The following is a 12,956-nucleotide window of genomic DNA, read 5'->3' on the forward strand; positions in this document are numbered from 1 at the left end:
CCAGATTTGAGTCCATCGCCCCACAGTAAAAATGCCTCACTCACGTTAAAATAAACCTGAATTACATCAGGTCAGGTGAGAGAATGGCACTAATTATCACAGGTAAGAAGCTAATTCGAGACTTAGAGAGCGAAGGCGCACTGGGCATGTATGTCCCCCTAGAAGGAGGAGAGGAAGGACGCTATATCCGCCGCGTCCGTGCAGCCGGTTATACACTACTGTCCCTAGACGCAAGGGGTTTAGGAGATTTATCTGCTTATTTAACTGGAGTGCATGGGGTACGTCCTCCCCACCTCGGTAAAAAGAGCAGTGGTAAAAAAGCCGCTGTCGGTGATGTCTACTTTATTCCACCCATTATTCAAACCCAACTCGCTCAACTGCCTGCCAAGTCAAAGGGGCTACTGTTGTGGATTATCGAAGGTCATATCCTATCGTCAGAAGAACTCGGTTATCTAGCGGCGTTGCCTAGTCTAGAACCTAAGGTAAAACTGATTGTGGAATTAGGAGGCGATCGCGATGTTCGCTGGCTTCCTCTAAAACAAGCCCTCTAGAAAAAACGGTTTACCCATTACCCATTATCTACCCGCGCCAAGCGCTATCTATCAAGGAGATCATATCTATGGCAGAAGAGATTCTAAAAAACCGCGACTATACTCTAATTATCGACAAAAGTAATAGTATGTCGCTGCAAGATCAACCGGGAGGTAAAAGTCGGTGGCAAGCGGCCCAAGAATCTACATTTAAGGTAGCCCAATTCTGTGAAAAACTCGATCCAGATGGAATTACCGTTTATTTGTTTTCCGCTAACTTCCGCCGCTATGATAACGTCACGGCTAGTAAGGTAGAACAAGTTTTCCAAGAAAATACTCCCTCTGGAGTCACTAAGTTCGATCAAGTGCTTGAACATGCCCTCAATAATTATTTTGAGCGTAAAGCGGCTGGTCAAGCAAAAGAAAACGGAGAAACGTTTTTAGTGATTACCGATGGTATTGAAGGAGAAGAAGAAAAGAAAGGTGCCATTGCCTTAATTCGAGATGCCTCAAGCAAAATTGACCGCGATGAAGAGTTAGCTATTTCTTTTATCCAAGTAGGCAAAGATCCCAAAGTAACCGAGTTTCTTAAGGCTTTAGATGACCGGATGGTTGAAGTCGGTGCGAAATTCGACATTGTGGATACTGTTATCATGGAGGAAATGGAGTCCATGACCCTGACAGATGTATTGATGAATGCTATCTATGATTAGGGTTAGAGATTAGGGGATCATTGATCTCCTAGTGTATTGGGGAGGTTAGGTAGACAATGAGTTCTATTGATGATTTCTTGAATGAGTTGAAGGTTCAACATCAGCAGAGACAGCCCGGAGATCGCCAGCCTCCCCCTCTCGATCGCTTTCCTCAGCAGAACCAAGAGAATGAACCAATGGATGATTTGCTCTCTGATATTAAGTCTGGGTTTGTACATGGGAATGATGTAGAGGGAGAGGAAGTTGGGTTAGATGAGCTTCGCCAACGGTATCAGCAAGGAAAAAAAGCAGCTACTGCGGAGTCTCAAACTTCAGAATCGGATTTAGACGAGATTCGCCAACGGTATCAACCCGAAAAACAATCGCCTACTGCGGACTCTGAAGCTTCAGAATTGGATTTAGAACAGATTCGACAACGTTACACGGTGCAAAAACAACAGGGTTCTGAACACTCGAGTGGTAAAGAACAAGATTTAGAGCAGGTACGTTTAAGGGCGATGCAAATGCGATCGCAACGGGAAGCGGCAAAAGCTTCGGCTGCTCAGACGGATGATGTACTCGATAATATGCGCGATCGCTATATCCAAAATCGTGCCATTGAACGCCAAAAACGAGAAGCGGCTCAACAGGAAGAAAAAAAACGCCGCCAGCAACGAGAATCTCTCAAACCTCGTGCCAGGGAATGGTTGGCACGGCTCGATACCTACTCTGATGAGGGCTTTTGGTTTGATAGCTTTGCTCAAGGATATAGCGATCGCCTAGAAGCTGCTCTGGACTATCTACAAGCTCTGGAAGAATAGGGATAGGGAGATAGGGGGTTTTAATCCGATGATTAAAATTAAATCTCATTAGAGATTATTTGTACTACACAATATTTCTGTTATACTACAAATAATCTCACCTTAACTCTAGACCCCAATTTCAAGCAATTGAGATCTAGACTTTATCTATTGTGATTGTACACTTCCCCATTTTGGCCACAAGGCCTTATCTTAAAAGGGTGACTCAACTGTACCCTGCCCTAAACTCGATCGGGGATCGCCGCTGGTTCAAGCTTATCTGCGGGGCCAGTTACCAACATATCCCTGCTATTCGTAACCTAACGTTGGCTTACACCCTCGCGGGAGCCGACTGTATTGATGTGGCGGCCGATCCAGCCATTGTCGCCGTAGTTCAAGAGGCCATCTTTGCCGCCCGTAAACTCAAAACCGAAACCTGGCAACGCCAACTCGGTCAACCGGGCAAAACCCACGATCCCCTAATCATGGCTAGCCTGAACGACGGAGAAGATCCCCATTTTCGCAAAGCCGAATTTGACCCATCGTCATGTCCCCCAGACTGTCCCCGCCCCTGCGAAGCCGTCTGTCCTGCGCAAGCAATCCAACTGGCCATTCATCCAGAAATTGGTGTGATTGACCAACGTTGCTATGGTTGCGGCCGGTGTATCCCCATTTGTCCCCACAACCGAATTGTGACTCGCTCTTACATTTCCATGCCTCAAACCCTTGTTCCTCAACTTGTCGAGGCAGGGATTGATGCCTTAGAAATTCATACCCAGACCTCCCATTATACAGACTTCAAGCGTCTTTGGCAAGCGATCGCACCGCACACGGCATCTCTGCGGTTAATCGCCATTAGCTGTCCAGACGGCGATCGCCTCATCGACTATCTATGGTCTCTCCATGAACTCGTTCACCCCCTCCCCTGTCCTGTAATCTGGCAACTGGATGGTCGTCCCATGAGTGGGGACATCAGCTCCGGAACCACCCACCGCACCATCAAACTCGCCCAAAAAGTTATGGAATCCGGATTTCCAGGAGCCTTACAACTGGCAGGAGGAACGAACGACTATACCGTTCCCAAGCTCAAAAGCCTAGGACTCTTGGGAACCCCAGAGACAAACAAGCTTGGATCGCCCTCATACCCATTGACCGATCCAAAATCCCCCATTATAGGTGTTGCCTATGGTAGTTATGCTCGTGTCTTACTCTCTCCCATTTTGGAACCCTTGGAGCCATCGGAAACCCAAACCGATCAATCTTTCCAGGGATTGGCCTATCCCCATATAGAAGACCATCCTGACCTTCTCTGGGCTGGGGTCAAGTTAGCCCATACCCTAATCTCTCAACTCAAACCCCCGCCCCCCTAAGCCAATCCTATTCCCCTATTAAATATCAATTTTATGAACGCTTTTGAACTGCCTCGGATACCTGAATCCTCCAACGCTCAAATGCCCAAACAACCCTCGATGGATATGGCCGACGACTTAAAGCAATTGCTCGACATTTTACCGGTGACCATCCGCCACAATTTAGACAACCATACCAACTGCGGTCAACTGATTGAAGTTGTCCTGGATTTAGGTCGTCTCCCAGAGGCTCGATTTCCCAAACAAGCAGCTGAGTATATTACCGACACTCCCGTAAGCCGAGAAGATATTCAATACTGTTTAGATCGAGTCGGTCACTTTGGTGGCGATAACCGGGCGGGTATCGAACAAACCCTGCATCGGATCAGTGCCATTCGCAACCGTACTGGAGACATTATTGGCTTGACCTTACGGGTGGGTCGAGCCGTCTTTGGCACGATTGGTATGATTCGGGATTTAGTCGAGCGTGGACAATCGATTCTAATGCTGGGTCGTCCCGGTGTGGGCAAAACTACGGCGCTGCGGGAAATTGCCAGGGTATTGGCCGATGAACTTGATAAGCGCGTCGTGATTATCGACACCTCTAATGAAATTGCGGGTGATGGAGATATTCCCCATCCTGCGATCGGTCGCGCTCGACGGATGCAAGTGGCTCGTCCCGAACTTCAGCATCAAGTGATGATTGAAGCCGTGGAAAACCACATGCCCGAAGTGATTGTGATTGATGAAATCGGCACGGAACTAGAGGCCTTAGCCGCTCGGACGATCGCCGAACGGGGAGTCATGTTAGTGGGAACCGCTCACGGGAATCAACTGGAAAACCTGATTAAAAACCCGACTCTTTCCGATTTAGTCGGTGGCATTCAAGCCGTTACCCTAGGCGATGATGAAGCTCGGCGACGAGGGTCACAAAAAACAGTTTTAGAGCGCAAGTCCCCCCCTACGTTCGAGATTGCCATTGAAATGCAAGAGCGTCAACGGTGGATTGTCCATGAACAAGTTGATGACATGATCGATGGTTTATTGCGCGGCCGACAACCGACTCCCCAAGTGCGTACCGTCAATGAGCAAGGGGAAGTGGTGATTAGCCATGAAACCACAGAAAATGGGTTAGCCATTCAACGGCCTACAGGTCGCCGTTCTGGTCATCATGGCCAATCTAATCATCTCACTCCAGTGCCTTTATCTAATAGTGCGGTAGGAGAGACTCAAGGGTGGTCAAAGGCTCAGGGGGTCAAGGGTTGGCGCAGTCAGGGTCATATGTTCCCGGTCTCCAATGATTCTAAATATGCTTCTTTTCCGCAAGCGGTTTCCCCAGAGCAAGAGTCGTTTCATCAGATGTTGGAAGATTCCTTTAGTCGCACTGGAGAACAAGAGCGACCTACCGGGCCTAATGGAGAGGATTGGCCGTTGCATATCTACCCCTATGGGATTAGTCGCCATCAATTGGAGCAGGTGATTCGCACGTTGAATATACCGGTATTGCTGACCAAGGATATTGATGGTGCGGATGCGGTGTTGGCGTTGCGATCGCATCTGAAAAACCAAGGGAAACTCAAACAAATGGCCAGATCCCGCCATCTACCGGTACATACGCTCAAGTCGAACACGGTTCCCCAGATGATTCGCACCCTGCAACGACTGCTAGATCTCGATACCTCCCATGTCAATGAGGCGATCGACTTAAATCTCTTTGCCCACAGTGGTGCAGAAGATGAGTTAGAAGCTCTCGAAGAAGCACGTTTGGCTGTAGAACAGATTGTGATTCCCAAGGGACAACCGGTAGAACTGCTGCCCCGCTCTGGAAAAGTTCGCAAGATGCAACATGAGCTAGTGGAGCATTATCGGCTCAAATCCGATAGTTTCGGTGAAGAACCCAATCGCCGTCTACGGATTTATCCGGCTTGAGGCTTACAGTGCTTTACTTGCGTTATGGAAGGCAGGGTTGAATGTTCAAAACCTTGTACACAAGTAGGGGCAAAAAATTTTTTCCCTACTGCCTATTGCCTAGCGCTTCACGCTATAAGTCAGACAGGAGTAAGATCTCAAAACTCAACCTTACTCCTGCTTGACTGATTAAAGCAACTGATGATATAGTTGTAAACCGGTAGGTAAATAACCTATTTCCCATCAGTTTCACCTGGAGAGGTGGCCGAGTGGTTGAAGGCGCGACACTGGAAATGTCGTTTAGTGGAAACGCTAACGAGGGTTCGAATCCCTCTCTCTCCGTTTTAAATAAAACTTACCCAAACTAGAGTCTCGCTTTCGTGAGCGCGATCGCTCAACGGTTATTTACACATATTTCAAACAAAGTTTTTTTACTATAGTCAATTCAAATAACAGTGAGACATTTTTGTAGGGGCTTGCATATTTTTCGCCCCTACATTTACCGTTATTGTAGACTCTCTTAGAGTGTCTCAGTGTTAATCAAATCAACTATAGCGTTTCTCTCTTCTATGAGGTACAGCTTGAAGCCTTAGAACCTAAGCTATACAAGCTATTGCAAAGCAAGCCTAGCGCGAAGCGCTATATATCACCCTAAGCCTTTCTACGCTTCGCTGAACGACGGGGTTTCAGACCCAAAATTTTCGATGATTTTTGTGAAAATCATGATATGGTTAGTGTTTGGGGTTTAAATCCTCCAGGGCGCGTTAGCCCCTGATCTTGGCCAGTCTGTCATCAAGTCCCACTTAGGACTGCCAGAACTGGCTAAAAGGAAGTGGTGTAAAGGTCGTAAAAATCAAGACAGGTTCGCTAGACTGGAGATTAACGTCAGGGTAAAGAAAGAGAAACCCATGCTCAATAACATGGGAAGAACTCAATCCTCACCCCATCACTCAATCAGAAGGGAGATCCAAACACTGTGGCCAAAAAAGAAACCGCACAAGTACCAGAAAAAACAGACAATCCCGTAGAGGTTACCCAGAAATTTCTGCAAGGAACGCAAGACGAACTGCAAAAAGTTGTTTGGCCTTCTCGCCAACAACTAATCAGTGAGTCTGTTGCTGTAATGTCCATGGTTGGATTATTTGCCTTCCTGATCTTTGCAGTCGATAAACTATTTATTTGGACAGCCAGTCAGGTATTTTGATCATGGTATCAGAGGAGTCTTTCGAGTCTAACCCCAGAGAAACAGACCTCCAGGAAACCGACAACAAACCGGCTGAAAAACCGAGATGGTATGCTGTACAGGTTGCTTCCGGTTGTGAAAAGCGGGTTAAAAATAACCTCGAACAGCGTAAGCAAACTCTCAACGTAGCTAACCGCATTCTGGAAGTTAAAATTCCGGAAAAATCAACGGTTCAATTCCGTAAGGGAGGAAAATCTCAACAGACGGTAGAAAAAGTCCTTCCTGGGTACGTCTTGATCCATATGGTTCTGGACGATGAAACTTGGCCTGTAGTCAAAAACACCCCCAATGTGATTAACTTTGTAGGGGCAGAACAAAAACGTCGCTACGGTCGAGGACGAGGGCATGTTAAACCCCTTCCCCTGAGTCCAACAGAAGTCGAGCGTATGTTCAAACAGACCCAGGAAGATAAAACAGTGGTCAAAATTGATATGGCCCCTGGTGACAAAATCCTGGTTTTATCTGGACCATTTAAAGATTTTGAAGGAGAAGTGATTGAGGTGAGTCCGGAACGGAGCAAACTCAAAGCCCTCCTTTCTATTTTTGGTCGAGATACCCCAGTTGAACTAGAGTTCAATCAAGTGGAAAAACAATAAAGTCAATTTAGGATGATTGCCAATGGCTAAAAAAGTTGTTGCTCTGATTAAATTAGCTTTACCTGCAGGTAAAGCTAACCCTGCACCTCCAGTTGGTCCCGCACTGGGTCAACATGGGGTGAATATCATGATGTTCTGCAAAGAATATAATGCGAAAACAGCCGATCAACCTGGAATGGTGATTCCCGTTGAAATCTCTGTTTATGAAGACCGCAGTTTTACCTTTGTTCTCAAAACCCCTCCTGCTTCGGTGCTAATTAAAAAAGCGGCCAAAATTGAGAGAGGTTCTGCCGAACCCAACAAACAAAAAGTAGGAAGTATTACCCGCGCCCAACTGCAAGAAATTGCCCAAACCAAAATGCCTGATTTGAATGCTAATGATATCGAGGCAGCTATGAATATTGTGGCCGGAACTGCCCGAAATATGGGAGTCAAAGTGGTGGACTAGAAGAAGTTTTCTTCTTGTGCTATCATAATAAAATTGTCTACTCTTAAGACAACTGTAATTGAACTAAAGCGGGGGAGAAGTCAAACCTTCGTTACCCACCCCAGGAGATCCAAAAAAACATGCCTACAAAGCGATCGCGTAGACTGCAAGAGCTGTACAAAAAAGTAGAAGAGCGGCCCTATGAACCCTTAGAGGCCATCCAGTTACTCAAAGAGACAGCCACAGCCAAATTCCCAGAGTCGGCAGAAGCCCATATTCGCCTAGGAATTGATCCAAAATATACTGACCAGCAATTAAGAACGACTGTAGTTTTACCTAAAGGAACAGGGCAAACGGTTCGAGTCGCTGTTATTGCTAGAGGGGAAAAAGTCTCAGAAGCCTCCAGTGCTGGAGCAGATGTCTTTGGTTCGGAAGAACTGATTGATGAGATCCAAAAAGGACGTATGGACTTCGATCGCCTCATTGCCACTCCAGACATGATGCCTAAAGTGGCAAAACTCGGTCGTTTACTGGGGCCCCGTGGGTTGATGCCTTCACCGAAAGCGGGAACAGTAACCTTGGATGTGGCTCAAGCCATTTCTGAAGTCAAAGCGGGTAAACTCGAATTCCGGGCAGACCGTACCGGGATCGTCCATATCCTATTTGGTAAAGCCGCATTTAGTGCGGAAGATCTCTTGGAAAACCTCAAAGCCATCCAGGAAACGATCGATCGCAACAAACCGTCTGGTGCTAAAGGCCGATACTGGCGCACCGTTTATGTTTGTGCCACTATGGGTCCGCCCATTGAGGTCGATACTTCCCTCTTACGAGACCTCAAAGTTGGTGAAGCTGCCTAACTTGTGCAACTTGCAATGCATCTAAAACTCTAAACCTCTGAATTTTTTATATCGATTCAGCCCAAGATAGCAGGTGCTTACTGCTTAATTTCCTGCCGAGGCCCATCGAAAGTGTTCTTTAATTTCCCATTACCAGGTCAGTCTAGTCTGGTTGGGTCGATCATTTTCGCTAGCAACGCCCCGGCTACCCCGTCGGGGCGTTGCTTTTGGGCAACTAATGCCAAAGTCGGAGTAATGTCTGACTCAGACCATGGAGGTAACACATCAATGGGGAGAACCCTAGAAAATAAAAAGGCGATCCTCGCCGAACTTCAAGAAAGCTTGAAGGATGCCCAACTCGCTGTTGTCATTGACTACAAAGGTCTGTCTGTTGCTGAAATCACTGATTTACGGCGACAACTGCGCCCAACAGGAACCACCTGTAAGGTAACCAAGAATACCCTGATGCGTAAAGCCGTAGAAGGGGATGAAGCTTGGGAACCGATGAAGGAGTTCCTTACCGATGCTTCAGCCTTTCTGCTGGTTAAAGACGATATTGGTGGGGCAATTAAAGCCTACCAAGGCTTTCAAAAAGCCACCAAGAAAACCCTTCTTCGGGGTGGAGTCATGGAAGGCCGTGCCCTCTCCGAGGAAGAGATTAAAGCCATTGGTGACTTGCCCTCTAAAGAGGAACTTATTGCTCAAATTGCTGGGGCAATCAATGGTGTGGCGACCAAACTGGCGGTTGGAATTAATCAAGTTCCATCCTCTATTGCCCGTGGCCTTCAGGCCTACGTGGACAAAGAAGGAGGGGATGCTGGCAGTGATGCTGCTTAGAATCCCCTTCACCCGATCGTAAATGACTAATACGGAGTATACCTAACTATGTCTGCTGTTACTGACGAAATTGTTGAAAAGCTGAAAACCCTTTCTCTGCTCGAAGCTTCTGAATTGGTTAAGCAAATCGAGGAAGTCTTTGGGGTGAGTGCTGCGGCGACTGGTGGCATGATGATGATGGCTCCTGGCCCTAATACTGCGACTCCGGCTGAGGAAGAAGTAGAGAAAACTGAATTTGATGTGGTTCTGGAAGAAGTTCCTGCTGATAAGAAGATTGCCATTCTTAAAGTGGTTCGTGCCCTTACTGGCTTGGGTTTGAAGGAAGCCAAGGAAATGGTGGAATCTGCGCCTAAACCGATTAAAGAGGCAGTGGCTAAGGATGCGGCAGAAGATGCTAAGAAGCAGCTTGAGGAAGCAGGCGCTAAAGTTAGCGTTAAATAGAGAACCATTGGCCTGAATTGATATACTTTGAGGGGGGATTCAATCCCCTCTTTTCTTTGGTTGAGACTCTCATTTTCTCTCTTTAGGCTTTTTGTATGACGACTCGCAATCCGGTTTTACTCATTCATGGCATTGATGACACTGGAGCGGTGTTTAGGAAAATGGCTGCGGTGTTAGAGCGTCAAGGATGGTTGACTCATGCCCTAGATTTAGTTCCCAACAATGGCAAAGTGGGTTTAGATCGATTAGCTGAACAGATTCAAGGGTATGTAGAGCGAACGTTTAGCCAAGATACACGCCTCGATATAGTTGCCTTTAGTATGGGCGGAATCATTAGCCGGTACTATTTACAGCGCTTGGGAGGGTTAGAGCGATGCGATCGCTTCATTACGTTATCGTCTCCCCATCATGGTAGCTTAATGTCCTACGTGCGACAAAATCCTGGCTGCTTGCAAATGCGCCCCAAGAGCCAGTTTTTGCAAGATTTAAACCGAGATTTCGATCAACTGAACTCCGTTCAATTTACCTCCATTTGGACACCCAACGATTTAATGATTTTGCCTGCTAAAAGTTCCAATGTTCCTGTGGGGAAAAACATCACGGTTCCTGTTCTGATTCATCCTTGGATGTTAACGGACGATCGCATCATTGAGTTAGTGGGTCAATACCTGAAGAAAACAGGAGTGGGTTAGGACAGTTACAGCGCTTTGCTTGCCTTATGAGGGACAGTGTTGAATCTTCTCTGTCGATGTACCAGAACCCTATTCCCCAGCGCAAAGCGATCGAATTCGGTTACATCGTTGTTCATAAATGGAATCACTGAGAACGGGAGAGAGCCGATCGCTAGAAATCGCAGTTTGTAGATCGATCCAAGATTTACAGCCGCCATAACTCGCATCATAGGGCACGATCGCCGGTTCTGGTAAGCGATAAACCCTTAGTAGGAGAAGAGAGAGCGGTTTTTGAGGCTTCCAGCGCAGGCGATCGCCGATAAAGTCTTCAGTCCAAATCTGTTCGGCAAACAAGTTGTGAAATAATTCCTGAATTTGCTCCGGTTCCGTGAGTTCTAAAACATCGGTAACCTTTGCCCCACTACTAATAGTAATTTTATCAGGATGCCATCCAGAAGGAACCGGCTTAACTTGAGCCGCATAGACCGGTTTGAGCAAAGAAGGTTTTTGATGCTCATAAGTCGGATAGAGCCACACCCAATCCCGATCTACCTGAAAGCGTTTTTCGGTTTCTTGAATGCCTCCTTTGCGCCAAAGGCAGATGATTTCGCCCGTTTCTAAGGCTTGGATGGCGATCGCCCATTCTTTTAAGGCACGAGTTGACAACACCATACTTAATTGATCCTCAAATGAACTTACGGAATCGGTAAACGGACTACAAACGTTGTGCCTTGGGTCGCGTCAGGTGGATAGGCGGCTGGACTAAAAACGTTCAGCCTTCCCTGCATTTGTTCGGTTAAATCTTTGGCGATCGCCAAACCTAAACCCGTTCCAGGAATCTCTCCTTCAGCTTGAACCCCTCGATAATGGCGCTTAAACACCTCGGGGAGATCCTCTTGGGGAATCCCTGGGCCGGTATCACTAATGGCCATCAACAGTTGATTTTGAGTCTCGTGAGCCGTGACCTGTAGATAGATCGTTCCTGGAGCGGGGGTGTATTTAATTGCATTTTCTAAAAGATTATTCAAAACTTCCGTCAACGCCGTGGGATCGACTTCAATGAGCGGTAAATTAGCCGGCATTTGACAATTGAGACCCAATCCCTTTTCTTGAGCGATCGCCTCAATAGACGGTAAAAGAGCGTCTAAAATGTCTTCAATGGCGCACGATTGAAGCGTGAGGGAAATCTCACCTAGGGAAGCCGGAAGTTGAGGTACAGAGGAAGGACTTGCACTCAACAGTCGTTGTTCTGAAAGATTCTCCCCATTCAGAGTGTTTCCCGACACTTCTAGAGAATCCATCGATTGGTTAAAATGTTGCAGCAAATCCTGGAGGCGAGTACTTTCGCGCAGAAGATTTTCGGCGATCGCCCGATTCGGATCGGCAGCAGGCAATCGTTTGAGCAGCAGTTTCCCAAAAGTTCGCAGAGCGGTTAGAGGATTACGGAATTGATGGAGAAAATTATGGAACAGTTCATGACGCTTCGTTTGCAGCTTACTCTGTTGTTGATAGCGATGTTCAGACCATTGACCCCGTTGATCCAACAAACAGGCGATCGCCAATGTATTGGTAATATGTTGAATTTGTTCTCGCTCGAGTTCATTCCATTGCCGATCCTCCCGTTGCGTGACTAAAAACCCCATCAACATTTTTTGTTTGACCAGCGGTAGGATCAGTTGATGAGGTTGCGGCAGTACTTGCGATGCGGCTGATTCTAGCTGCGGATCGAGGGGATCGGGTAAAGAAGGAGCAAGACCTTGCAAGTATCCCTCATAGGGAAGAAAAGAGATCGGCTTCAACTCCGTCCAAGGAGTTGCCCGATCCGGGTAAGCGGCGATCGGAATCAGTTGGGTAAACGACCGGTCTAGATGATGTTCCGTCAGATAAACTGCACTCAAAGATGCTCCCAAAGATTGGGTCAACAAGGAGATTTGCGATCGACACAGTTCAATAAAGTCCGAACTGGCAGGCCTTAACATGAGGATAGAACTTAAGCGGGGACGTTAGGAATTCACAACATTAGACATTTAAGGAATACCCAAATTGAATTCCATTTTCCCTATTGTAGTGGTTTCCGCGACTTCAGTAGCTTTAACCGGTTCTACCGATGGGGATCTGCATAGGGATCGCGTCAGTATGATTAGGGAATTTTGTTGATTTATCTTAAGACTGATTGATTTTTTTCATAGAAACCGATATAATCTGCACGTATTTTGTAACCACAACTACATCTGTCTGCTAAAAGGGGAGGTAAGGAGATTTGGCTAGGAGACGTAAGCGCAAAAGTCGTCGTCGCCAGGAAGGACGGCGTATCCTCGAACAAGTTCCTCAGTATAGCATTGAAAGCGGAGAAGATAAACCCGTAACAGCAGCTCGAAAATTTATTCGCGCTCAAGGGATTATCCCACCCGCTTTATTATTGGTCAAGCGGAATGAGCATACCACGGATCGGTATTTTTGGGCAGAAAAAGGTTTATTTGGCGCTCAATATGTTGAGGAAAACCATTTTCTGTTTCCCAGTCTGAAACATCCGGATGACCTGCAACCCCCATCAATGCTACTGGGAGCTATCATAACTGAAGCCAAACAAGTTGATACACCTTATCCGATCGGATAGCAGCGTGTC

15 protein-coding genes, 1 tRNA gene and 1 other annotated feature are annotated in these 12,956 nt (G+C 46.9%); of the genes, 14 read left to right on the forward strand and 2 right to left on the reverse strand.

Translation table 11 applies throughout. The features are described from left to right. The first annotated feature begins 83 nt into the window (after positions 1 to 83). From ndhN to J7529_RS06185, 13 genes are all read left to right on the forward strand, one after another. Entirely contained in the window at positions 84 to 551 is a 468-nt protein-coding gene (gene ndhN, locus J7529_RS06125; protein WP_271942999.1) for an NAD(P)H-quinone oxidoreductase subunit N, read from the forward strand. Positions 552 to 619: 68 nt separating this feature from the next. After that, the gene (locus J7529_RS06130) at positions 620 to 1,243 is read left to right on the forward strand and encodes a VWA domain-containing protein (RefSeq protein ID WP_278003160.1); all 624 of its coding nucleotides are present in this window, start codon (positions 620 to 622) and stop codon (positions 1,241 to 1,243) included. Between the two features lie 56 nt (positions 1,244 to 1,299). Continuing rightward, positions 1,300 to 2,043: a salt stress protein, Slr1339 family gene (locus J7529_RS06135; RefSeq protein WP_318728262.1), complete on the forward strand. Its 744-nt coding sequence runs from the start codon at positions 1,300 to 1,302 to the stop codon at positions 2,041 to 2,043. A 200-nt stretch (positions 2,044 to 2,243) separates the two neighbouring features. Further along, entirely contained in the window at positions 2,244 to 3,392 is a 1,149-nt protein-coding gene (ldpA, locus tag J7529_RS06140) for a circadian clock protein LdpA (RefSeq protein WP_318728263.1), read from the forward strand. 99 nt (positions 3,393 to 3,491) lie between these two features. After that, positions 3,492 to 5,300, forward strand: a complete 1,809-nt coding sequence (locus J7529_RS06145; protein WP_413038821.1) for a R3H domain-containing nucleic acid-binding protein — start codon at positions 3,492 to 3,494, stop codon at positions 5,298 to 5,300. A 234-nt stretch (positions 5,301 to 5,534) separates the two neighbouring features. Next, positions 5,535 to 5,621: transfer RNA gene (locus J7529_RS06150), tRNA-Ser, on the forward strand. A gap of 634 nt (positions 5,622 to 6,255) precedes the next feature. Continuing rightward, on the forward strand, positions 6,256 to 6,483 hold the full coding sequence (gene secE, locus J7529_RS06155; protein WP_271943008.1) for a preprotein translocase subunit SecE: 228 nt from the start codon (positions 6,256 to 6,258) through the stop codon (positions 6,481 to 6,483). Further along, positions 6,483 to 7,118: a transcription termination/antitermination protein NusG gene (nusG, locus tag J7529_RS06160; RefSeq protein ID WP_390890045.1), complete on the forward strand. Its 636-nt coding sequence runs from the start codon at positions 6,483 to 6,485 to the stop codon at positions 7,116 to 7,118. The genes secE and nusG overlap by 1 nt, the downstream gene beginning before the upstream one ends. Positions 7,119 to 7,140: 22 nt before the next feature. Further along, the gene (gene rplK, locus J7529_RS06165; protein ID WP_271943014.1) at positions 7,141 to 7,566 is read left to right on the forward strand and encodes a 50S ribosomal protein L11; all 426 of its coding nucleotides are present in this window, start codon (positions 7,141 to 7,143) and stop codon (positions 7,564 to 7,566) included. Between the two features lie 119 nt (positions 7,567 to 7,685). Further along, on the forward strand, positions 7,686 to 8,402 hold the full coding sequence (gene rplA / locus J7529_RS06170; protein WP_271943017.1) for a 50S ribosomal protein L1: 717 nt from the start codon (positions 7,686 to 7,688) through the stop codon (positions 8,400 to 8,402). A 42-nt stretch (positions 8,403 to 8,444) separates the two neighbouring features. Continuing rightward, positions 8,445 to 8,616, forward strand: a sequence feature (ribosomal protein L10 leader region). Between the two features lie 53 nt (positions 8,617 to 8,669). Beyond that, the gene (gene rplJ / locus J7529_RS06175) at positions 8,670 to 9,218 is read left to right on the forward strand and encodes a 50S ribosomal protein L10 (protein WP_318728265.1); all 549 of its coding nucleotides are present in this window, start codon (positions 8,670 to 8,672) and stop codon (positions 9,216 to 9,218) included. 48 nt (positions 9,219 to 9,266) lie between these two features. Then, on the forward strand, positions 9,267 to 9,659 hold the full coding sequence (gene rplL / locus J7529_RS06180; RefSeq protein ID WP_318728266.1) for a 50S ribosomal protein L7/L12: 393 nt from the start codon (positions 9,267 to 9,269) through the stop codon (positions 9,657 to 9,659). Positions 9,660 to 9,754: 95 nt separating this feature from the next. Next, positions 9,755 to 10,351 carry a triacylglycerol lipase gene (locus J7529_RS06185; RefSeq protein ID WP_318728267.1) on the forward strand — a complete coding sequence of 199 codons (597 nt, stop codon included), beginning with the start codon at positions 9,755 to 9,757 and terminating at the stop codon, positions 10,349 to 10,351. A gap of 69 nt (positions 10,352 to 10,420) precedes the next feature. Here the strand turns inward: J7529_RS06185 and J7529_RS06190 are convergent, their stop codons facing one another. Next, entirely contained in the window at positions 10,421 to 11,002 is a 582-nt protein-coding gene (locus tag J7529_RS06190; protein WP_318728268.1) for a DUF1802 family protein, read from the reverse strand. Between the two features lie 23 nt (positions 11,003 to 11,025). After that, positions 11,026 to 12,309 carry a HAMP domain-containing sensor histidine kinase gene (locus J7529_RS06195; RefSeq protein WP_318728269.1) on the reverse strand — a complete coding sequence of 428 codons (1,284 nt, stop codon included), beginning with the start codon at positions 12,307 to 12,309 and terminating at the stop codon, positions 11,026 to 11,028. 281 nt (positions 12,310 to 12,590) lie between these two features. On the opposite strand from J7529_RS06195, the gene J7529_RS06200 reads away from it, so the two are divergent. After that, positions 12,591 to 12,947, forward strand: a complete 357-nt coding sequence (locus J7529_RS06200; protein WP_271943030.1) for a DUF3155 domain-containing protein — start codon at positions 12,591 to 12,593, stop codon at positions 12,945 to 12,947. Positions 12,948 to 12,956 lie beyond the last annotated feature (9 nt).

Origin of the sequence: Roseofilum sp. Guam (genome assembly GCF_017746735.1) — a bacterium.
Classification (GTDB): domain Bacteria; phylum Cyanobacteriota; class Cyanobacteriia; order Cyanobacteriales; family Desertifilaceae; genus Roseofilum; species Roseofilum reptotaenium.

What these genes read in the sequence shown, in the direction of transcription:
- ndhN (WP_271942999.1), top strand. Translation starts at nt 84, where the DNA reads ATGGCACTAATTATCACAGGTAAGAAGCTAATTCGAGACTTAGAGAGC.
- J7529_RS06130 (WP_278003160.1), top strand. Translation starts at nt 620, where the DNA reads ATGGCAGAAGAGATTCTAAAAAACCGCGACTATACTCTAATTATCGAC.
- J7529_RS06135 (WP_318728262.1), top strand. Translation starts at nt 1,300, where the DNA reads ATGAGTTCTATTGATGATTTCTTGAATGAGTTGAAGGTTCAACATCAG.
- J7529_RS06145 (WP_413038821.1), top strand. Translation starts at nt 3,492, where the DNA reads ATGGATATGGCCGACGACTTAAAGCAATTGCTCGACATTTTACCGGTG.
- rplK (WP_271943014.1), top strand. Translation starts at nt 7,141, where the DNA reads ATGGCTAAAAAAGTTGTTGCTCTGATTAAATTAGCTTTACCTGCAGGT.
- rplA (WP_271943017.1), top strand. Translation starts at nt 7,686, where the DNA reads ATGCCTACAAAGCGATCGCGTAGACTGCAAGAGCTGTACAAAAAAGTA.
- rplJ (WP_318728265.1), top strand. Translation starts at nt 8,670, where the DNA reads ATGGGGAGAACCCTAGAAAATAAAAAGGCGATCCTCGCCGAACTTCAA.
- rplL (WP_318728266.1), top strand. Translation starts at nt 9,267, where the DNA reads ATGTCTGCTGTTACTGACGAAATTGTTGAAAAGCTGAAAACCCTTTCT.
- J7529_RS06185 (WP_318728267.1), top strand. Translation starts at nt 9,755, where the DNA reads ATGACGACTCGCAATCCGGTTTTACTCATTCATGGCATTGATGACACT.
- J7529_RS06190 (WP_318728268.1), bottom strand. Translation starts at nt 11,002, where the DNA reads ATGGTGTTGTCAACTCGTGCCTTAAAAGAATGGGCGATCGCCATCCAA.
- J7529_RS06195 (WP_318728269.1), bottom strand. Translation starts at nt 12,309, where the DNA reads ATGTTAAGGCCTGCCAGTTCGGACTTTATTGAACTGTGTCGATCGCAA.